The 18,171-nt window shown below is 66.4% G+C and carries 16 protein-coding genes; 5 read left to right on the plus strand and 11 right to left on the minus strand.

Annotation, left to right across the window (positions count from 1 at the left end):
* Positions 1 to 4: 4 nt before the first annotated feature.
* From TO66_RS03105 to TO66_RS03120, 4 genes are all read right to left on the minus strand, one after another.
* A complete protein-coding gene (locus tag TO66_RS03105) occupies positions 5 to 340 on the minus strand; it encodes a type II toxin-antitoxin system RelE/ParE family toxin (protein WP_044460949.1) in 336 nt (111 codons plus the stop codon).
* A gap of 207 nt (positions 341 to 547) precedes the next feature.
* Entirely contained in the window at positions 548 to 1,261 is a 714-nt protein-coding gene (locus TO66_RS03110) for a cobalt-precorrin-6A reductase (RefSeq protein WP_044460950.1), read from the minus strand.
* Entirely contained in the window at positions 1,258 to 2,355 is a 1,098-nt protein-coding gene (locus TO66_RS03115) for a cobalt-precorrin-5B (C(1))-methyltransferase (RefSeq protein ID WP_044460951.1), read from the minus strand. The genes TO66_RS03110 and TO66_RS03115 overlap by 4 nt, the downstream gene beginning before the upstream one ends.
* Before the next feature lie 36 nt (positions 2,356 to 2,391).
* Positions 2,392 to 3,597, minus strand: coding sequence for a bifunctional cobalt-precorrin-7 (C(5))-methyltransferase/cobalt-precorrin-6B (C(15))-methyltransferase (locus TO66_RS03120; RefSeq protein WP_044460952.1), 1,206 nt, complete (start codon positions 3,595 to 3,597; stop codon positions 2,392 to 2,394).
* Between the two features lie 137 nt (positions 3,598 to 3,734).
* Between TO66_RS03120 and cobG the strand changes: the two genes are divergently transcribed.
* From cobG to TO66_RS03145, 5 genes are all read left to right on the plus strand, one after another.
* Positions 3,735 to 5,048: a precorrin-3B synthase gene (gene cobG / locus TO66_RS03125; RefSeq protein WP_044460953.1), complete on the plus strand. Its 1,314-nt coding sequence runs from the start codon at positions 3,735 to 3,737 to the stop codon at positions 5,046 to 5,048.
* A complete protein-coding gene (locus tag TO66_RS03130) occupies positions 5,041 to 5,667 on the plus strand; it encodes a precorrin-8X methylmutase (protein WP_044460954.1) in 627 nt (208 codons plus the stop codon). Before cobG ends, TO66_RS03130 begins: the two co-directional genes overlap by 8 nt.
* On the plus strand, positions 5,667 to 6,398 hold the full coding sequence (locus TO66_RS03135) for a precorrin-2 C(20)-methyltransferase (protein ID WP_044460955.1): 732 nt from the start codon (positions 5,667 to 5,669) through the stop codon (positions 6,396 to 6,398). Before TO66_RS03130 ends, TO66_RS03135 begins: the two co-directional genes overlap by 1 nt.
* Positions 6,398 to 8,095, plus strand: a complete 1,698-nt coding sequence (gene cobJ, locus TO66_RS03140) for a precorrin-3B C(17)-methyltransferase (RefSeq protein ID WP_044460956.1) — start codon at positions 6,398 to 6,400, stop codon at positions 8,093 to 8,095. The genes TO66_RS03135 and cobJ overlap by 1 nt, the downstream gene beginning before the upstream one ends.
* A 727-nt stretch (positions 8,096 to 8,822) precedes the next feature.
* On the plus strand, positions 8,823 to 9,083 hold the full coding sequence (locus TO66_RS03145) for a hypothetical protein (protein ID WP_044460957.1): 261 nt from the start codon (positions 8,823 to 8,825) through the stop codon (positions 9,081 to 9,083).
* A gap of 56 nt (positions 9,084 to 9,139) precedes the next feature.
* On the opposite strand, the gene TO66_RS03150 is transcribed toward TO66_RS03145, so the two are convergent.
* From TO66_RS03150 to purH, 7 genes are all read right to left on the minus strand, one after another.
* On the minus strand, positions 9,140 to 9,727 hold the full coding sequence (locus tag TO66_RS03150) for a CPCC family cysteine-rich protein (protein ID WP_044460958.1): 588 nt from the start codon (positions 9,725 to 9,727) through the stop codon (positions 9,140 to 9,142).
* A gap of 98 nt (positions 9,728 to 9,825) precedes the next feature.
* Positions 9,826 to 10,503 (minus strand): hypothetical protein, encoded by a 678-nt coding sequence (locus TO66_RS03155; RefSeq protein ID WP_044460959.1) that lies wholly within the window; start codon positions 10,501 to 10,503, stop codon positions 9,826 to 9,828.
* 3 nt (positions 10,504 to 10,506) lie between these two features.
* Positions 10,507 to 11,307, minus strand: a complete 801-nt coding sequence (locus tag TO66_RS03160; protein WP_256242433.1) for a hypothetical protein — start codon at positions 11,305 to 11,307, stop codon at positions 10,507 to 10,509.
* Between the two features lie 157 nt (positions 11,308 to 11,464).
* Complete coding sequence (locus TO66_RS03165) at positions 11,465 to 12,061, minus strand: MarC family protein (RefSeq protein ID WP_044460961.1); 597 nt, start codon at positions 12,059 to 12,061, stop codon at positions 11,465 to 11,467.
* 63 nt (positions 12,062 to 12,124) lie between these two features.
* On the minus strand, positions 12,125 to 14,908 hold the full coding sequence (locus TO66_RS03170) for a hybrid sensor histidine kinase/response regulator (RefSeq protein ID WP_044460962.1): 2,784 nt from the start codon (positions 14,906 to 14,908) through the stop codon (positions 12,125 to 12,127).
* Between the two features lie 100 nt (positions 14,909 to 15,008).
* Positions 15,009 to 16,304 carry a phosphoribosylamine--glycine ligase gene (gene purD, locus TO66_RS03175; protein ID WP_044460963.1) on the minus strand — a complete coding sequence of 432 codons (1,296 nt, stop codon included), beginning with the start codon at positions 16,302 to 16,304 and terminating at the stop codon, positions 15,009 to 15,011.
* 189 nt (positions 16,305 to 16,493) lie between these two features.
* Complete coding sequence (purH, locus tag TO66_RS03180) at positions 16,494 to 18,101, minus strand: bifunctional phosphoribosylaminoimidazolecarboxamide formyltransferase/IMP cyclohydrolase (RefSeq protein ID WP_044460964.1); 1,608 nt, start codon at positions 18,099 to 18,101, stop codon at positions 16,494 to 16,496.
* Between the last annotated feature and the right edge of the window lie 70 nt (positions 18,102 to 18,171).

Here is an 18,171-nt window from a genome sequence, read left to right on the forward strand (position 1 = left end):
GGGGTCACCTCGTTTTCAGTTCGGCCCGCTTGCGGTGATGGAATTCGACGATCAGTCTTTTCGCCTGGCGGATGTCCGCCTGCTGGGTGGACTTGTCGCCACCACCCAGCAGGATGACCAGGTGCTTGCCGTCCCGGATCAGATAGATTCTGTAGCCCGGCCCCCAATCGATGCGGTATTCGCCCAGGCCGTCGAACCATTTGATATTGGACGTGTTGCCCATTTCCAGGCGTAGCAGCGCGGTGGAAACCTTGACGGCTGCCTGGGTATCCAGCGTGGCGAACCAGCGGCCGAAGGGGCTGCGCTGGTTCTCTTGCTGGTATTCCTCGACTGTGATCATCGTCGGCCTAAAAGGTAACAAATAAGTTACTTTGTGGATAGGCCTGTGATCGTGCCGCAAACCCTGTCCGGGGCCAACGCCGCAAGTGTTTCCTCTGTCTTCAATACGCAAAGGCCCCGTGGCACGGCGGCCCGGGCCGAGCCTTACCGTTCGGCGGAAGATTTGGTAACCCGATGTATCGGCCCGCGCGTGCGTCGGTGCCCGGCGTCAGGCAAGGGCCTGGAGCAGCGCGTCCACGTCATGGAACTCCCGATCGACGGCCGGCAGCGGCGGCCGTTGCAGGATCAGCACCGGCACCCCGCGCTCGCGCGCCACTTCCAGCTTGGGTTCGGTGGCGCTACTGCCGCTGTTCTTGCTGATCAGCACATCGATCCGGCGGCGCTCGAACAGTTCGCGCTCGCTGTCGATCAGGAAGGGGCCGCGGGCGCCTATCACTTCGCAGCGCTCGTTGCCGGGATACGAGTCGAGGGCGCGCAGGGTCCAGAACTGTTCGTCGGGGATTTCCTGCAGATGCTGCAAGGGCTCACGGCCCAGGGTGAACAGCGGGCGCTTGAAGGGCTTCAGCGCCTGGACCAGCCCGGCCCAGTCGCGGACTTCGCGCCAGTCGTCGCCCGCCTGCGCCTGCCAGGCGGGCCGGCGCAGGGCCCAGCAGGGAATGCCCGCCAGGCGCGCGGCGCTGGCGGCGTTCTGGCTGATCTGCGCGGCATAGGGATGGGTGGCGTCCAGCAGCAGTTCGATGCCCTGTTCCCGGATGAACCGGGACAGGCCCTCGGCGCCGCCGTATCCGCCGACCCGCACCTGGCAGGCCAGGTCATCGGGCACGCGACCGATGCCGGCCAGGCTGTAGATATGTTCCGGGCCCAGGGTCCGGGCGATGGCCAGGGCTTCGCTCACGCCGCCCAGCAGCAGGATGCGCTTCATCGAAAGGCTCCGGCATGGCCGACGACGCCGCCCTGGCGGTCGATGGCGAAGACTTCGACCTGGACCTCGCGTGGCACCACGCTGCGAGCGAAATCCAGGGCGTGCCGGCACACCGCGTCGCCTAGGGCGACCCCGGCGGCGCTGGCCATGGCCAGCGCCTGCTGGCTGGTGTTGGCGCCGCGGATAGCGTTTTGCAGCGCCTGATCGGCGCCCACCGCCGCGGCCCATTCGGCCAGTTGCGGCAGATCGATGCTGGAGTGGCGGCTGTGCAGGTCCATGTGCCCGGCGGCGAGCTTGCTGATCTTGCCGAAGCCGCCGCACAGGCTGAGTTTTTCCACCGGCACCTTGCGCAGGTGCTTGAGCACCGCGCCGACGAAGTCGCCCATTTCGATCAGGGCAATTTCCGGCAGGCCGTAGACCCGGCGCATGGTGTCTTCGCTGGCGTTGCCGGTGCAGGCGGCGATGTGCTGGTAGCCGTTGGTCGTGGCGACATCGATGCCCTGGTGGATCGAGGCGATGTAGGCCGCGCAGGAAAACGGCCGCACGATGCCGCTGGTGCCGAGGATCGACAGGCCGCCGAGGATGCCCAGGCGTGGGTTCATGGTCTTCAGCGCCAGGGCTTCGCCGTCCTCGACGTTGACCGTGACGTCGAAGCCGCCCTGATAGCCCCTTTCCCGGGCCAGCGCCGTGAGGTGTTCGCTGATCATCCGCCGTGGCACCGGATTGATCGCCGGCTCGCCGACCCCCAGCACCAGGCCCGGGCGGGTCACGGTGCCCACCCCGGTGCCGGCGAAGAAGCGGATGCCGCTGTCCGGGCTCAGGCGCACCTGGGAATAGAGCAGGGCGCCGTGAGTCACGTCGGGGTCGTCGCCGGCGTCCTTGAGGGTGCCGGCCTCGGCGCCGCCGTCGGTGAGGCGGCAGAACTCCAGGCGCATCCGCACCTGCTTGCCCTTGGGCAGGACGATCTCCACTGCATCGGCGCTGGCGCCGCCCAGCAACAGGCGCGCCGCCGCCAGGCTGGTGGCGGTGGCGCAGCTGCCGGTGGTCAGGCCGCTGCGCAGCGGAGCGGGTTGCTCGGCGGTTTCTTCACGCATGGGAACGCGCCACTGGCAGGAGAGATGGCTGGGCAGTCATAGCGGCTTGACGAGATCGAGCAAGGTAATGGGCAGCGCCTGGCGCCAGGTGTCGAAGCCCCCCAGCGGCTGGGCCTGGGCGATGTGGATGCGGGTCAGCTCGCCGCCATGCCGTTCGCGCCAGGCCATCAGGGTGGTTTCGCTTTGCAGGGTCACGGCGTTGGCCACCAACCGCCCGCCGGGCTTGAGCCGGGCCCAGCAGGTGTCGAGCACGCCTTCGCGGGTCACGCCGCCGCCGATGAAGATCGCGTCCGGCGCTTCCAGGCCGTCCAGGGCCAGGGGCGCGCTGCCGCGGATCAGTTGCAGGCCCGGTACGCCAAGGGCGTCGCGGTTGTGTTCGATCAACTGCTGGCGCCCGGCGTCGGCCTCGATGGCCAGGGCCCGGCAGCTGGGGTGCGCGCGCATCCATTCGATGCCGATCGAGCCGCTGCCGGCACCCACATCCCACAGCAGCTCGCCAGGAATCGGCGCCAGGCGGGCCAGGGTGATGGCACGCACATCGCGTTTGGTCAGCTGGCCGTCATGCTGGAAGGCCGCGTCCGGCAGCCCGGCCAGGCGCGATAGGCGTGGGGTCCCGGGCTCGGCCAGGCATTCGATGGCCACCAGGTTGAGGTCGGCGATGGCCGGGGCGCTCCAGTCGCTGGCAGTGCCGTCGATGCGGCGTTCGGCGTCGCCGCCCAGGTGTTCCAGCACGCTGAGGCGGCTCGGGCCGAAACCGCGCTCGCGCAGCAAGGCGGCGATGGCCGCGGGGCTGAGGCCGTCATTGCTCAGCACCAGCAGGCGCACGCCGCTGAACAGCTGGGCCGCGAGGGCGGCCACCGGGCGGGCGACTACCGAGAGTGTCACCACCTCTTGCAGCGGCCAGCCCAGGCGCGCCGCCGCCAGGGAGTAGGACGAGGGCGCGGGCAGGACCTGCATTTCGTCCTGGGGCACCCGCCGCGCCAGGCTGGCGCCGACACCGAACAACATCGGGTCGCCGCTGGCCAGCACGCACACCGGCTCGCCGCGCAAGGCCAATACCGGCTCCAGGGAAAAGGGGCTGGGCCACAGCTGCCGTTCGCCGCGGATGCACACCGGCAGCAGGTCCAGCTGGCGCTGGCCGCCAACGATCCGCGAAGCGCCCAGCAGGGCCCGCCGGGCGTTCTTGCCCAGGCCCTTGAAGCCGTCTTCACCGATTCCCACTACCGTCAGCCAGGGCGACATCTCTCTTCCTCGAACGCAAAACTGTTCTTCCGACAGGCAGGCTTTTCATGCCTTCGGACAAAGCAGGCATAATACCGCGCCTTCGCCCGCGAAGCGCCTTTCCCACACAGCCGGCCGCCCCCTTGAACGAACGCCCGATGTCCACCGCCCTACGTCCCTCGGCTTGTCCGGGGTTGCTGCGTATCGTGCCGGCATTGGATGGCGGTATCTGCCGGATCAAGCTGGCCGGCGGGGCGATCAGCGCGGCCCAGGCCCGCGCGGTGGCCAGGGCGGCCGAGCGGTTTGCCGGTGGGGTGATCGAGGCGACCAACCGCGCCAACCTGCAGATCCGCGGGATCGGCGCCGAGCATCGGGCGCTGATCGCCGAGCTGCTGGCGGCGGGCCTGGGGCCGACCACCGCGGCCGGTGACGACGTGCGCAACCTGATGCTTAGCCCCACGGCCGGGATCGACCGGCAGATGATCGTCGATACCCGCCCCCTGGCCGGGCAGATTCTCGCCACCTTGCAGAGCCACCCGCGTTTTCATGAACTGTCGCCCAAGTTTGCCGTGCAGCTCGACGGCGGCGAAGCCCTGGCCATGCTCGAACACCCCCATGACCTGTGGCTCTCGGCCTTCGACAGCGCGGGCGAGCTCCGGCTGGCGTTCGGCCTGGCCGGCTGCCCTGGGGATCTGCCTCTGGCCAGCGTGGCCCGGGAAGAGGGGCATGCCCTGGTGGTGGCGGTGCTGGAACTGTTTCTCGATCTGGCCCGACCCGAACAGACGCGTATGCGCCAATTGCTGGCCGAGCACCCGGCGGATGAGCTGCTGGCGCGTTTGTCCGCCCGCCTGCCGGGAGCGCTGGGCGCGGTTGACGAATGGGCGCGCGCGGCGCCGGCCGAGCCGCTGCATATCGGCAGTTATCCACAGCGCGAACCGGGCCGGGTGTATGTCGGCGCCGTCGCGCCCCTGGGGCGGCTCGATCCCGGCATGCTGCGCGGCGCAGCCGAGCTGGCCGAACAGTGGGGCGACGGCAGCCTGCGTCTGACCCCCTGGCAGAGCCTGCTGCTGCCGAACCTGCGGGCAGAAGATGCGCCAGCGGTCATCCAGCGCCTGGAGTCACTGGGCCTGCTCTGTGCGCCGCAGCAGGCCCTGGCCCATCTGATTGCCTGCACCGGTTCCAGCGGCTGTGGCAAAGCCCTGGCCGACACCAAGGGCGATGCCCTGCAACTGGCGGCGCTGTTCCAGCGCCGGGGCCGCTGCGTGGATGTACATCTGTCCGGCTGCGCGCGTTCCTGCGCCGCCGCCCATGTGGCGCCGGCCACCTTGCTGGCGGTCGCCCCCGGTCGCTACGACCTCTATTTTCGCGATGCCGCGCAGCCGGGTTTCGGCACGCTGCACGCACGCCAACTTTCCCTAGAAGCGGCCGGCGCCTTGCTCGATGCCCGCCCACGGAGCAACACCGATGATTGATTACATCCGCGACGGTCAGGAGATCTATCGCAACTCCTTCGCCATCATTCGCGAAGAGGCCCGGCTCGAGCGCATTCCCGCGGACCTTGAAAAACTCGCGGTGCGGGTGATCCATGCCTGCGGCATGGTCGAGGCCGTCGACGGCCTGCAATTTTCCGCTGGCGCCGGCACTGCCGGGCGTGCGGCGCTGGCCGCTGGTGCGCCGATCCTCTGCGATGCGCGCATGGTGGCCGAGGGCATCACCCGCGCCCGCCTGCCGGCGAACAACCAGGTGATCTGTACCCTGCGCGACGAGAGCGTGCCGGAGCTGGCCCGGGAGTTGGGTAACACCCGCTCGGCGGTGGCCCTGGAACTGTGGCGCCCGTACCTGGAAGGCAGCGTGGTGGTGATCGGCAACGCCCCGACTGCGCTGTTCTACCTGCTGGAAATGCTCGACGCCGGAGCGCCGAAACCGGCGCTGATCCTTGGTTTCCCGGTGGGCTTCGTCGGCGCGGCCGAATCCAAGGCGATGCTCGCCGCCGACAGCCGCGGCGTGCCTTTCGTGATCATGCAAGGTCGCCTGGGCGGTAGCGCCATGGCCGCCGCCGCCGTCAACGCCCTGGCCACGGAGATCGAATGATGCAGCAACCTGGACGTCTGATCGGCCTCGGCGTGGGCCCCGGTGACCCGGAACTGATTACCCTCAAGGCCCTGCGCCTGCTGCGCGAGTCACCGGTGGTGGCGTACTTCGTGGCCAAAGGTAAAAAGGGCAATGCGTTCGGCATCATCGAAGCGCACCTGCAAGACGCGCAGACACTGCTGCCGCTGGTCTACCCGGTGACCACCGAAGCGCTGCCGGCGCCGCTGTCCTACGAACAAGTGATCAGCGACTTCTACGACGCTGCCAGCGAGCAATTGGCCGAGCATTTGAACGCGGGCCGCGATGTGGCGGTGATCTGCGAGGGCGACCCGTTCTTCTACGGCTCCTACATGTACCTGCACGACCGCCTGGCCGAGCGCTACCCGGCCGAAGTGGTGCCCGGGGTGTGCTCGATGCTCGGTGGCGCCTCGGTGCTGGGTGCGCCGCTGGTGTATCGCAACCAGAGCCTGTCGGTGCTCTCCGGCGTGCTGCCCCATGACGAGCTCAAGCGGCGCCTGGCCGATGCCGATGCGGCGGTGGTGATGAAGCTGGGGCGCAACTTCCCCAAGGTGCGCCAGGTGCTCGCCGAACTGGGCCTGGCCGAGCGCGCGCTGTACGTAGAGCGGGCGACCATGGCCAACCAGAAGATCGTGCCGCTGGATGAGGTGGACCCCATGTCTTCGCCGTACTTCTCGCTGATCATCGTCCCGGGCGAAAGGTGGCAAGGTTGATGGCCCGTTCCGCGCCGGTCATCGTCATCCTGGGCCAAGGCAGCCTGGCGACTGCCCGCAAGTTGCAGCAACTGTATCCGGACGCACTGATCCATGGCTTGGCCGAGCGGGTCGAGGGCGCCGACCGTTCGTACCGGGAATTCGGCGCGACCCTGCGCCAGCTGTATCAGCAGGACACGCCGATCATCGCCCTGTGCGCCGCCGGCATTGTGATCCGCACCCTGGCGCCCTTGCTGCTGGAGAAGGGCGCCGAGCCGCCGGTGCTCGCGGTAGCCGAGGACGGCAGCGCCGTGGTGCCGCTGCTTGGCGGCCTGGGCGGGGTGAATGTCATGGCCCGGGAAATCGCTGCCGGCCTGGGCGTAGCAGCAGCCATCACCACCAGCGGCGAGCTGCGTTTCGGCACCTGCCTGCTCAACCCGCCCAGCGGTTACGCCCTGGGCGACCTGGAGCTGGGCAAGCGCTTCGTCTCCGACCTGCTGGGCGGTGAAAGCGTGCGCATCGAAGGCGCCGCGCCCTGGCTGGCCGAAGCCAAATTGCCGCAGCACCGGCAGGCGCGGCTGACGATCCGCGTCGGTTCGGCCGAGCGCGAGCCCACTGCCAACGAATTGCTGATCTACCCACGCAGCGTGCTGATCGCCTGCAACGGCAACATCGCCGGCGCCGATGCGCTACGCGATGCCTTGCGCCAGAAGAAAATTGCTGTGCAATCCGTCGCCTGCCTGCTCGCCGCTGACACTGAAATGGCCAGCCCGATCTTGCGCGAGGCCGCCGCCGAGTTGGGCGTACCCCTGCGTTTCGCCCCGGCGGCCAGCAGCGTGGCCGAACTGGCGCAGCAGGCCGTGCCGCAATTGCTGCCGCCGCTCAGCGTGGGCGAGGACATCGCCATTGCCGTGGCCAGCCAGCCGCTGGACCCGCAACGGATCGGTCGCCCCCGTGGCCGGCTGGCGGTGATCGGCCTGGGGCCTGGCGCGGCCGAGCTGATGGTGCCGGCGGTGAAAGCCGAACTGGCGCGGGCCAACGATATCCTCGGTTACGAAACCTATGTGCGCATGGCCGGGCCGTTTCGTGCCGACCAGGTCATGCACTGCACCGACAATCGCGAAGAAATGCAGCGAGCGCGGCATGCCTTCGAACTGGCAGCGCAAGGTCGTTCGGTGGTGGTGGTGTCTTCCGGTGATCCGGGGGTCTTTGCCATGGCCGCGGCGGTGCTCGAAGCGCTGCATGAGTCCAGCGAGCCCGGCTGGCATCGGGTCGAGCTGGAGATCCTTCCCGGGGTCTCCGCGTCCCTGGCCACCGCCGCGCAGGCGGGTGCGCCTTTGGGGCATGACTTCTGCGTGCTGTCGCTGTCGGACAACCTCAAGCCCTGGGACATTATCGAGAAACGCCTGGACCTGGCCTCCCAGGCCGATCTGGCCCTGGCGTTCTACAACCCGATCTCGCGCTCGCGGCCGTGGCAATTGGGGCGCGCCCTGGAGATCGTGCGCCAGCACCGCACGCCACAGACGCCGGTGGTGCTGGGGCGGGACATCGGGCGGCCGGGACAGACCCTGCGGGTCATTACCTTGGGCGAGCTGACGCCGGAGCAGGTGGATATGCGGACCATGGTGTTGGTGGGGTCGTCCACTACGTGCGTGTTCCCTAAAGCCGAAGGGGGGGAGTGGGTGTATACGCCTCGTTGGTATGGCGAGAAGCCGTAGGCCTGCCTTGCTTTTTGTAGGAGCGAGCGGGCGGCGATCCGACTTGCCCGCGATGGCGCCCGTTCTGGCGCTGCATGCTTTGGACGGTGTACATATCCATTCCTGCGGTAACGGCGGCCTATGGTTCCGCCCTTACGGCGGGTCACTTTTGGCAAACGCCCCAAAAGTAACCAAAAGGTCTTGCCCCTAGCGTACGGCCCTCGCTGCGCTCGGGTTCCCTCCCTCCGGCGTCCATCAGGGGGGCATCGCCGCCGGCGATGTCCTCGACTTCGTCGAGGGGCGCTACGCGCCATCCCCCTGATGAACACCTCCACTCGGCCTGCCGATGGGGCGGGTAGATCAAAAGCAAGATCAAAAGCCAAAGCCAGCGGCGGAGCCGGAATCGGCGCCCGGCGCGACCTACCGGTCGGCGCTAAACCTGTAGCCGCTGTCGAGCTCTAGCGAGGCTGCGATCGACCGCGAAGCGGGCGCAGGATCTGGAAATCGCTGGAGGACCTTCGGTCCTATCGCAGCCTCGCCGGGGCTCGGCAGCGGCTACAGAAGGTATGGGGTCGCCCCAGGTCGCTGAGGCAGTCTGGTTTGGCGGAAGGCAATGGCAACACTTTGACGGTTGCCGCTGGTTTTTTGCACAGCCATAGTTGCCCGGTCGCCGACGCATCGGCGGCCGATCTTAGCCGGTCGGAAAGCAACTCTATGAATACAGAAATGCTGACCATGGAGCTTTCCAATGACCGACTTCACCCCCCTACAAAGCAATCTCACCCCCACCCCGGTTTTCCACCTCGACCGCAACGCGCCCGCAGCGGACCTGCATGGCGGTGCGGTACAGCGCATCAAGGCCTCGCGCGATCTGATGCATAGCCTCAACTGCCTGAGCCTCAAAGGCGTGAGCGAGCGCGACCTGAGCCACTTCGTCAACGCCGCCCACCTCCTACTACAAGACGGCTGCGACGCCCTGGATGCCTTGCAGTGGCGTTTCGACGGTTAAGGCAGTTGGCGCCGGCCGCTCCCGGAAGGGGCGGTCGGTCTGCTGGCGATGAGGTTTCAGGTGGTGGGGGATCCGTCTTGCGGGTCTCCGGTCTTCGGTCGTCCGGTGATGGGGGCCGCGCGGGGCCATTTATCCAGAGGCAGATCGCTCATGGTTCGGGCGAATTGCTCCCGCGCTTGGTCCAAGGATTTATGGTTGGGGCCACTCAGCGCATTCGGGGTGTCGCTGCCGTCATCTTCCCAGTGGCACAGGTCGCAGATCTCATACTGACCCCGGGCTGACAAGGTTTGAAAACCGCAGCAAGGGCAGACCTCCAGGAGCTCGATCTGCGGATCGACGCTGTAATCTCCAAGCCCGGCTTCATGCAAACACCGCATCAAGTACAGGTGACTGACGCCGCGGTATTGCGCGCGCAGGGCGATCAGCAGCAGTTCGTCGTAGCGCGGGTCCAGCACGTCTTCTGGAGGTTCCGGTTGGGTCAGGATCTGTTGTTGCAGGTCGGGTGAAAGTGTCGCGAACTCAAGGTCGTCATGGTCTATCCCCCACCAGTTCAGGAGGTGGCAAGCCCGGGCATTGGCGTCGAGGCGGGGCAACCTGTGGCGGCTCAAAAGGTCGAGGGCGGCAGTGGCGGTGATTGTTTCCATGGGGCTCGGCGTGTTGAGGGCAAGGTCAAGGGGGCGAAGCGCAGTAGGGGGCTTGTACCCTCACCCCCGCAAGGCAATCAACCAGATCAGGAGGGGGGCTACAGGTTCGAGACTTGACGGAAACCAGAGTTGTAGGCGCATTGCCCGGCATACTCCGGGCGCGCATCGCAGGCTTTTAGGCAGCCCTGGGTACCTTTGGGAAAGCGCGCCGCCACCGACATCGCGAAACCATAGGTCGGCGTCGTCACTGCAAAGCTGTTGTTGCAGGCCACTTGCGTGCTGTAGGTGAAAGTCATGGCCTCGCGCCGGCCGTTGTGGGCGAAGGCCACCTCGAAGCTGTCGAGGCTGTTCCAGCCCGACAGCGGCAGGACTACAAAGCGGTAGCGGGTGCCGTCCAGGCGTTGGCCGATGACCCGCAGGTTTTGGGTGGAAGAATCGGCCTTGGGCGAGGGGTAGGGCAGGGCGAGCAGCGCCCGCGGGTCACCGATCACGCGGAGTTCGAAGCCGATACCCTTCTGGTAGAACGGAATCTGCAGCGCCGGGGCACCCTCGATCTTCACGTACTGGCTGGATGCATAGGGGCCGCTGGTTACGGGCTTGTAGTCCGGTGCCCGGGCGAAGCGGACCTCAAGCTCCAGTACCGCGTCTGCCACTTTGGCGTCTTCGGTGCGGATGTCGCTGGGGTGCTCGCTACCGTGGCTGGCGCAGCCGGCCAGCGCAAGGACCGAGGTCAGTTGCAGCAACTGTCGGGCGTGCCATGGGCGTAGAACACTCATCACTCAATGCTCCTTCTTCAGCGGGCTGGATGTCAGTCCCAGGCCCTTGAGTTGCCAGGTACCCTCTACCTGCTGCCAGCTGAACTGACGGCCGACCCAGTCCACTTGCAAGGCATGATGCAGGCGATTCTGGTCAATGCGCCGGCCTTCGCCCAGGGCCTCGCGCGCGCGGTCGCTGGCTTGGTTGAACAGCGGCCATAGCTGGCTCAGGTTCATCTCCTTGCTGATCGGCAATTGGGCGTAGACGCCCTCTTGCGCCGAACTGAGCAGCAGCCCTTCCTTGCCCAGGAAGGCGGCGCTGCTGTTGTCCGGCGACACTGACACCAGCATGGCGTAGTGCGAGAATCCCCAGCCGGGCAGTCGCTCATCGAACCATAGGACTTGACCGGTGGAGGGCACCAGGGCCCGTGCACCTTCGGGGAACAGCAGCAGGTCGCTGCGCCCGGGTTGTGGCTGGCCCCAGTCGGGTTCGCTCTTGCTCTTGACCGGGCTGAGGATACGGGCCAGCGGAGTGTCGTTCTGCACCGCTATCAGCACTGTGCCGACGCCCATCCATTCGATGGTGGTAGCCAGCAGTACGGGTTGCCCGCCCTGAATCGCCCCGGTGGGTTTTACCTCGGTGATCTGCCAGGCGTTCAGCGGCCGATAGAGCTGGCCCTTGTAGGTGATTTCCCGGGGACTGCTGCCATCCCGGCGGTGGTACACCTGGAAGTCGCCAAAACGCTCACTGGATTCACTGGTCTTGTCCAGCCAGGCCGCAAGCTTGGCTTGGGGCGATTCGGCAGCCAGCGCCGGCAGAGACATGAGCACTCCGGCCAGCAAGCAGCCGAGGCCGCGCCCGATCTGCGCAAGGCCCTGGCCACGTGCCCGAGCGGCGCCTGTGCCAGAGGGTGGTTGAAGAGCCTGCATTCCGTTGCCTATTCAATGATTTCTATGGTGCCGGGCTGTTTGCCGGATGGGTCTAGGGGACTAGATAACCCTTCACTCCGGTAAAGATGATCTGCGCTGCCAGGGCGCAGACGAACAGGCCCATCAGGCGGCTGACGATCTGCAGGCCTTGTTCGCCGAGGAGGCGTTCGATGCGGTTGGACAGGTAGAGCACCACGCCGACGGTGAAGCTGGCCAGGGCGATGCTGAGGATGGCGGTGATCTTGTCGTCCCAGTGCGGCTGGCCGACGCCCATCACCAGCAGGGCGCCGATGGTGCCGGGGCCGACGGTGAGGGGGATGGTCAGCGGCACGATGGTCACGTCCTGCTGCACGTTGTCGGTCTGGATCGCTGACTTGCCCTGGGCCATGCCCAGCGCCGAGATGAACAGCACGCTGCCGGCACCGATGCGGAAGGCGTCGACGGTGATGCCGAACACGCTGAAGATCACCCGGCCGAACAGGTAGAGCAGCACGCTGGACACCAGGGTCGCCAGCGCGACGTTCCAGGCCAGGCGTCGACGTTCCTTGCTGGAGTAACCGCGAGTCAGGCTGATGAAGCAGGACAGGACGAAGAAGGGGCTGTAGAGCACCAGCATCTTCAGGTAAACGCTGAACAGCACATGGAGCATGGCGCGAACTCGCAGCGAGGGAGGGCGAGCGGGAGTTTAACAGGCGTTTGTCGCGCTGTCGGCTCAGGAGGTCGGGGCCGTGGAGCGGTTCTGCTGGTCGCGCTGGGCGACCCAGTGTTCGATCAGCTCGCGCAGTTGCGACAGCTCCACCGGCTTGGCCATGTGCCCGTCCATGCCGGCCTGGCGCGCGCGTTCCTTGTGTTCGGTGAGGATGTGCGCGGTCAGCGCCACCACCGGCGTGCGCACGCGCTGGTTGCCGACTTCCCAGGCCCGCAGTTGCTGGGTGGCGGAGAAGCCGTCGAGGATCGGCATCTCGCAGTCCATCAGCACCAGGTCGTAGCGCTGGGCCTTCATCGCCTGCAAGGCTTCTTCGCCATTGCTCGCGGTGTCGGGCTGCAGGTTGAGCTTGCCGAGCATGCCGCGGATCACCTTGGTCGAGATGCTGTTGTCTTCGGCCACCAGGATGCGGAAGTCGCTCGGCACCTTGACCGGTGCCGGCACCCCGCTCAGGGCGTGGGGCGCGTGCGGGACGAACTGGCCCTTGTTGCGCTGGGTCAGCTCGTCGGCCAGGGTGGTCTTGAGGGTATAGCCGGCCACCGGCTTGGCGAGGATGCGCTTGACCCCGGCGTTGCGCGCGATGACCTTGCTCGGCGCGTTGCTGATGCCGGTGAGCATGATCAGCAGGATGTCGTGGTTCAGGCTTGGGTCTTCCTTGATCTTGGCCGCCAGTTGCATGCCGGTCATGCCGGGCATGTTCTGGTCGAGCAGGACCACGTCGAAGTAGTCGCGCAGGTGCGCCTTGGTGCGCAGCAGGGCCAGGGCTTCCTTGCCCGACGGCACGGCGCTGACGTTCAGGCCCCAGGCGCTGCATTGCTGCACCAGGACCTTGCGGCAGGTGTCGTTGTCGTCCACCACCAGCACCCGGGCGCCTTGCAGCGGGCCGTCGAGGTCGGAGGTCGGATGCTCCAGGCGTTCCGGGTCCAGGGGCAGGGTCAGCCACAGGGTGCTGCCCTGGTTGGCGCTGCTCTTGATGCCGAATTCGCCATGCATCAGCAGGATCAGCTGGCGGGCGATCAGCAGGCCCAGGTTGCCGCCCAGGCGGGTCGCGGACAGGAAGTTCTTGCTGTGCAGTTCCGAGTGCAGCAGGGCATCGCGCTCCTCGGCTTCCATCGGCTGGCCGCTGTCCTGCACGGCGATGCGCAGGCGCGGCTTGCTGGTGCGTTCGTCCAGCGCCACCACCACCAGGATCTCGCCTTCGTCGGTCTTCTTCAGGGCGTTTTCCAGCAGGCTGAGCATGGCCTGGCGCAGGCGGGTCGGGTCGCCGCTGATTACCCGCGGCACCTGGGGCTGGATGAAGCTGATCAGCTCGACATTCTGCTGCTCGGCCTTGGCGCGGAAAATACTCAGGCAATCCTCGATCAGCGCATTGAGATCGAACTGCACGTCGTCCAGTTCGATCTGCCCGGACTCGAGCTTGGAGATGTCGAGGATCTCGTTGATCAGGGTCAGCAGCTCGTTGCCGGCGCTGTGGATGGTCTGCACGTAGTCACGCTGCTTGACCGACAGCGGCGTGCCCAGCAGCAGTTCGGTCATGCCCAGCACGCCGTTCATCGGGGTGCGGATCTCGTGGCTGATCTTGGCCAGGAACTCGGCCTTGGCGTTGACCTCGGCGTTGCTGGCGGCGAGGTCGCGGCTGACGCTGAATCGGTCCTCGGTGATGCTGCGCTGGCGCTCGCCCAGGGCGACGCTCATCGCCAGGCCGCTCAGGCACATGGTCACCAGCAGGGTGACGATCAGCCCCTGGGGCGCGACCAGGGTCAGCCCCAGCAGCGCCGGCAGCACGATCAGCGCGCCGATGTTGAAGATGGCCATGCCGGCCACGAAGAAGCGCGCCGGGCGGTAGCCCTTGTGCCAGTGATAGGCGCCGATGAACAGCATGCTCAGGCCGACCAGCGCCACCAGGCCGTAGGTGATGAGGTTCAGCGGCAGCGAATCGAGGAACATCAGCAACAGGGCGCACAGGCCGACCATCAGGATGTCGGCCAGCAGCAGTTTGTTCAGCGGGTGCGGGCCCAGAGGGGCGAAGAAGCGGTAGACGAACATCAGCCCGCACGGCGTGGTCAGCAACAGCGCCAGGTAGGCGCCGGGGGTCTGGATCGCGTGCCAGTCCGGCAGCCAGGGGCCGAACAGGTTGAGCATCAGCGCCAGGCTGAGCATCACCAGGGCTTCGCAGGCCGCCACCCACAGGCTGCTGCGCGAACGGGTGTAGGCGTAGCGCACGAGGTTGTGCAGCATCAACATGCCCATGCAACCGAACAGCAGGCCGTAGAGCAGGCTCTGGCCCTGGTTGGCCGCGGTCATGACCGCCGGTTGCAGGGTGATATAGGGGCGCAGTTGATGGTCGGAGACCAGGCGCAGGTAGACGTCGAGGGTTTTCGGGCTCTGGGGCAGCGGCAGCATGAAGTCGCTGCTGGGCAGGGGCCGCTCGGCCTGGGGCTGCTGGGTGCCGGAAGTCAGTTGCTGGATCTGCTTGTCGCCGTCGAGTACATACATGTCCAGACGTGACAGGTCGGGGGCGAAGATCCGCAGCAGTTGTTCATGCTCGCCCGGTTGCAGTTTGAAACGCAGCCATAACGCGCCTCCGGGTTCGGCGGCGGTGATGCGTTCCAGTTCGATCGGGCTGAATTGATTGGTGTAGCGCGGGGAGCGGATATCGCTCAGTTGCAGGTCGGCCTGTTCGTCGAGCAAAACGGCCCAGTTACTGCCTTGCGCGGCCTGGGCCGGGGTCAAGCAGAGCAGGGTCAGCAATGTGACGGTGAAACCTATGGCAGTCCTGAGCCAGCGCACGGCGAAATCCCTTCGTAGGTTGATGCCAGATGATAACTATGCGCGGCGCCGGAGCCGTCCGGCAAGGGCCTGGGGGCCCCGGCCGGTCGGGAAGGCAGGATTATTCCTGATTTTCGCCGCGCTCGCGGGCAATGGCCCGGTAACCGATGTCTTTGCGGTAGAAGCAACCTTGCCAATCGATCTTAGCTGCCAGTTGGTAAGCCTGCTGCTGCGCGGCACTCACGCTGTCGCCCAGGGCGGTGGCGCAGAGCACACGGCCGCCGGAGGTTACCACCTGGCCGTCCTTGAGCGCGGTGCCGGCATGGAAGACTTTGCCTTCCAGTGCCGCGGCGGCGTCCAGGCCTTCGATCACGGCGCCCTTGGCGTAGTCGCCCGGATAGCCGCCGGCCGCCAGGACGATGCCCAGGCTCGGACGTGGATCCCACTGCGCCTCGACCTTGTCCAGGGCCTGGGCCAGGGCGGCCTCGACCAGCAGCACCAGGCTCGATTGCAGGCGCAGCATCACCGGTTGGGTTTCCGGATCGCCGAAGCGGCAGTTGAACTCGATGACTTTCGGATTGCCGGCTTTGTCGATCATCAGGCCGGCGTAGAGGAAACCGGTGTAGACGTTGCCTTCCTCGGCCATGCCACGCACGGTCGGCCAGATCACCTGGTCCATCACGCGCTGGTGCACGTCGGCGGTGACCACTGGCGCCGGGGAGTAGGCACCCATGCCGCCGGTGTTCGGGCCGCTGTCGCCGTCGCCGACGCGTTTGTGGTCCTGGCTGGTGGCCATTGGCAGCACGTTCTTGCCGTCGACCATGACGATGAAGCTGGCTTCCTCGCCGTCGAGGAATTCTTCGATCACTACCCGCGAACCGGCGTCGCCGAAGGCGTTGCCCGCCAGCATGTCACGCACCGCGTCCTCGGCTTCGGCCAGGGTCATGGCGACGATCACGCCTTTACCGGCGGCCAGGCCATCGGCCTTGATCACGATCGGCGCGCCCTTTTCCCGCAGGTAGGCCAGGGCCGGCTCGATCTCGGTGAAGTTCTGGTAGTCGGCGGTCGGGATCTTGTGGCGAGCCAGGAAATCCTTGGTGAAGGCTTTCGAGCCTTCCAGCTGCGCGGCACCGGCGGTCGGGCCGAAGCAGTCCAGGCCACGGGAGCGGAACAGGTCGACCACCCCGGCCACCAGCGGCACTTCCGGGCCGACGATGGTCAGGGACACATTCTTCTCGGCGAAGTCTGCAAGCTGCTCCAGGGCCAGGACGTCGATGGCCACGTTCTCGCACTTGGCTTCGATGGCGGTGCCGGCGTTGCCCGGGGCGACGAAGACTTTCTCGACCCGTGGGTCCTGAGCCACTTTCCACGCCAAGGCGTGTTCGCGGCCACCGCTGCCAATGATCAACACATTCATTTCAAAAACCTCGGATGACGCAAATTCTGTTTTAAGACCTAAAGCGCTTCACGCCGTAGGAGGTTGCAATGACGCCGGTAGATGCAAGGCGGAGCCCACCTCGATGAGCGGAGTTGCCTTCTGGCAATGAGCATCATCGAGGTGGGCTCCAACGCGGCAGATGCCGGCGTCAGTGCGACCGCTGCCGTATTAGTGGCGGAAGTGGCGCATGCCGGTGAACACCATCGCGATTCCTGCTTCGTCTGCCGCAGCGATCACTTCGCTGTCGCGCATCGAGCCGCCTGGCTGGATCACCGCGGTGATGCCGACCTTGGCCGCGTTGTCGATGCCGTCGCGGAACGGGAAGAACGCATCGGAGGCCATGACCGCGCCCTGCACTTGCAGGCCGGCGTGTTCCGCCTTGATCGCGGCGATGCGGGCGGAGTTCACACGGCTCATCTGGCCGGCGCCGACACCGATGGTCTGGCGGTTCTTGGCGTAGACGATGGCGTTGGACTTGACGAACTTGGCCACTTTCCAGGCGAAGATCAGGTCGTGGATTTCCTGTTCGGTCGGGGCGCGTTGGGTCACCACTTTCAGGTCGTCGGCGCCGATCATGCCGATGTCGCGGCTCTGCACCAGCAGGCCACCGTTGACGCGCTTGTAGTCCCAGGCCGGAACGCGGTCCGCCGACCACTGGCCGCAGGCCAGCAGGCGCACATTGGCCTTGGCGGCGACAACGGCACGGGCTTCGTCGCTGACCGAAGGGGCGATGATCACTTCGACGAACTGACGCTCGACGATGGCTTTCGCGGTCTCGGCGTCCAGCTCACGGTTGAAGGCGATGATGCCGCCGAACGCCGACTCGGTGTCGGTGGCGTAGGCCAGTTCGTAGGCCTGGCGGATGCCGCCCTCGGCGTCCGGGCTCACGGCCACGCCGCACGGGTTGGCGTGCTTGACGATGACGCAGGCCGGCTTGACGAAGCTCTTCACGCATTCCAGCGCGGCGTCGGTGTCGGCCACGTTGTTGTAAGACAGTTCCTTGCCTTGCAGCTGGGTGGCGGTGGCGATGCCGACTTCGGCAGGCTTGGCTTCCACGTAGAACGCCGCGCTCTGGTGCGGGTTCTCGCCGTAGCGCATTTCCTGGGCCTTGATGAACTGGCTGTTGAAGGTGCGCGGGAATTCGCTGCGACCTTCGGTCGACAGGGTCTCGGCGGCCTGGTTCACGGTGCCCATGTAGTTGGCGATCATGCCGTCGTAGGCGGCGGTGTGCTCGAAGGCCTTGAGCATCAGGTCGAAGCGCTGGGCGTAGGTCAGGCCGCCGGCCTTGAGGTTTTCCAGCACCTGGGCGTAGTCGCCGGCGTTGACCACGATGGCCACGTCTTTGTGGTTCTTGGCCGCCGAGCGGACCATGGTCGGGCCGCCGATGTCGATGTTCTCGATGGCGGTCGGCAGGTCGCAGCCTGGCTTGCTGATGGTGGCTTCGAACGGGTAGAGGTTGACGGCTACCAGGTCGATCGGCTTGATGCCGTGCTCGTTCATGATGGCGTCGTCGATACCGCGACGACCGAGGATACCGCCGTGGATTTTCGGGTGCAGGGTCTTCACCCGGCCGTCCATCATTTCCGCGAAACCGGTGTAATCCGCGACTTCCACTGCGGCCACGCCGTTGTCCTGCAGCAGTTTGAAGGTCCCGCCGGTGGAGAGAATCTCCACGCCCAGGGCTTCCAGCTCCTTGGCGAATTCGAGGATCCCGGTCTTGTCGGAAACACTGATCAAGGCACGGCGGATCGGCAGGCGGGTAGTCTGGTCGGTCATCTCAATTTCCATCACAAAGCAAGGGAGTCAGCAAAAAAGGCGACCGGTTTTACGCGGGCGCCTTTCTGGT

Origin of the sequence: Pseudomonas sp. MRSN 12121, assembly GCF_000931465.1 — a bacterium.
In the GTDB taxonomy this organism is placed as follows: domain Bacteria; phylum Pseudomonadota; class Gammaproteobacteria; order Pseudomonadales; family Pseudomonadaceae; genus Aquipseudomonas.

What these genes read in the sequence shown, in the direction of transcription:
- TO66_RS03145 (WP_044460957.1), top strand. Translation starts at nt 8,823, where the DNA reads ATGACCGACTTCACCCCCCTACAAAGCAATCTCACCCCCACCCCGGTT.
- TO66_RS03165 (WP_044460961.1), bottom strand. Translation starts at nt 12,061, where the DNA reads ATGCTCCATGTGCTGTTCAGCGTTTACCTGAAGATGCTGGTGCTCTAC.
- TO66_RS03150 (WP_044460958.1), bottom strand. Translation starts at nt 9,727, where the DNA reads ATGGAAACAATCACCGCCACTGCCGCCCTCGACCTTTTGAGCCGCCAC.
- purH (WP_044460964.1), bottom strand. Translation starts at nt 18,101, where the DNA reads ATGACCGACCAGACTACCCGCCTGCCGATCCGCCGTGCCTTGATCAGT.
- purD (WP_044460963.1), bottom strand. Translation starts at nt 16,304, where the DNA reads ATGAATGTGTTGATCATTGGCAGCGGTGGCCGCGAACACGCCTTGGCG.
- TO66_RS03110 (WP_044460950.1), bottom strand. Translation starts at nt 1,261, where the DNA reads ATGAAGCGCATCCTGCTGCTGGGCGGCGTGAGCGAAGCCCTGGCCATC.
- cobJ (WP_044460956.1), top strand. Translation starts at nt 6,398, where the DNA reads ATGGCCCGTTCCGCGCCGGTCATCGTCATCCTGGGCCAAGGCAGCCTG.
- TO66_RS03155 (WP_044460959.1), bottom strand. Translation starts at nt 10,503, where the DNA reads ATGAGTGTTCTACGCCCATGGCACGCCCGACAGTTGCTGCAACTGACC.
- cobG (WP_044460953.1), top strand. Translation starts at nt 3,735, where the DNA reads ATGTCCACCGCCCTACGTCCCTCGGCTTGTCCGGGGTTGCTGCGTATC.
- TO66_RS03105 (WP_044460949.1), bottom strand. Translation starts at nt 340, where the DNA reads ATGATCACAGTCGAGGAATACCAGCAAGAGAACCAGCGCAGCCCCTTC.
- TO66_RS03115 (WP_044460951.1), bottom strand. Translation starts at nt 2,355, where the DNA reads ATGCGTGAAGAAACCGCCGAGCAACCCGCTCCGCTGCGCAGCGGCCTG.
- TO66_RS03120 (WP_044460952.1), bottom strand. Translation starts at nt 3,597, where the DNA reads ATGTCGCCCTGGCTGACGGTAGTGGGAATCGGTGAAGACGGCTTCAAG.
- TO66_RS03130 (WP_044460954.1), top strand. Translation starts at nt 5,041, where the DNA reads ATGATTGATTACATCCGCGACGGTCAGGAGATCTATCGCAACTCCTTC.
- TO66_RS03160 (WP_256242433.1), bottom strand. Translation starts at nt 11,307, where the DNA reads ATGTCTCTGCCGGCGCTGGCTGCCGAATCGCCCCAAGCCAAGCTTGCG.
- TO66_RS03135 (WP_044460955.1), top strand. Translation starts at nt 5,667, where the DNA reads ATGCAGCAACCTGGACGTCTGATCGGCCTCGGCGTGGGCCCCGGTGAC.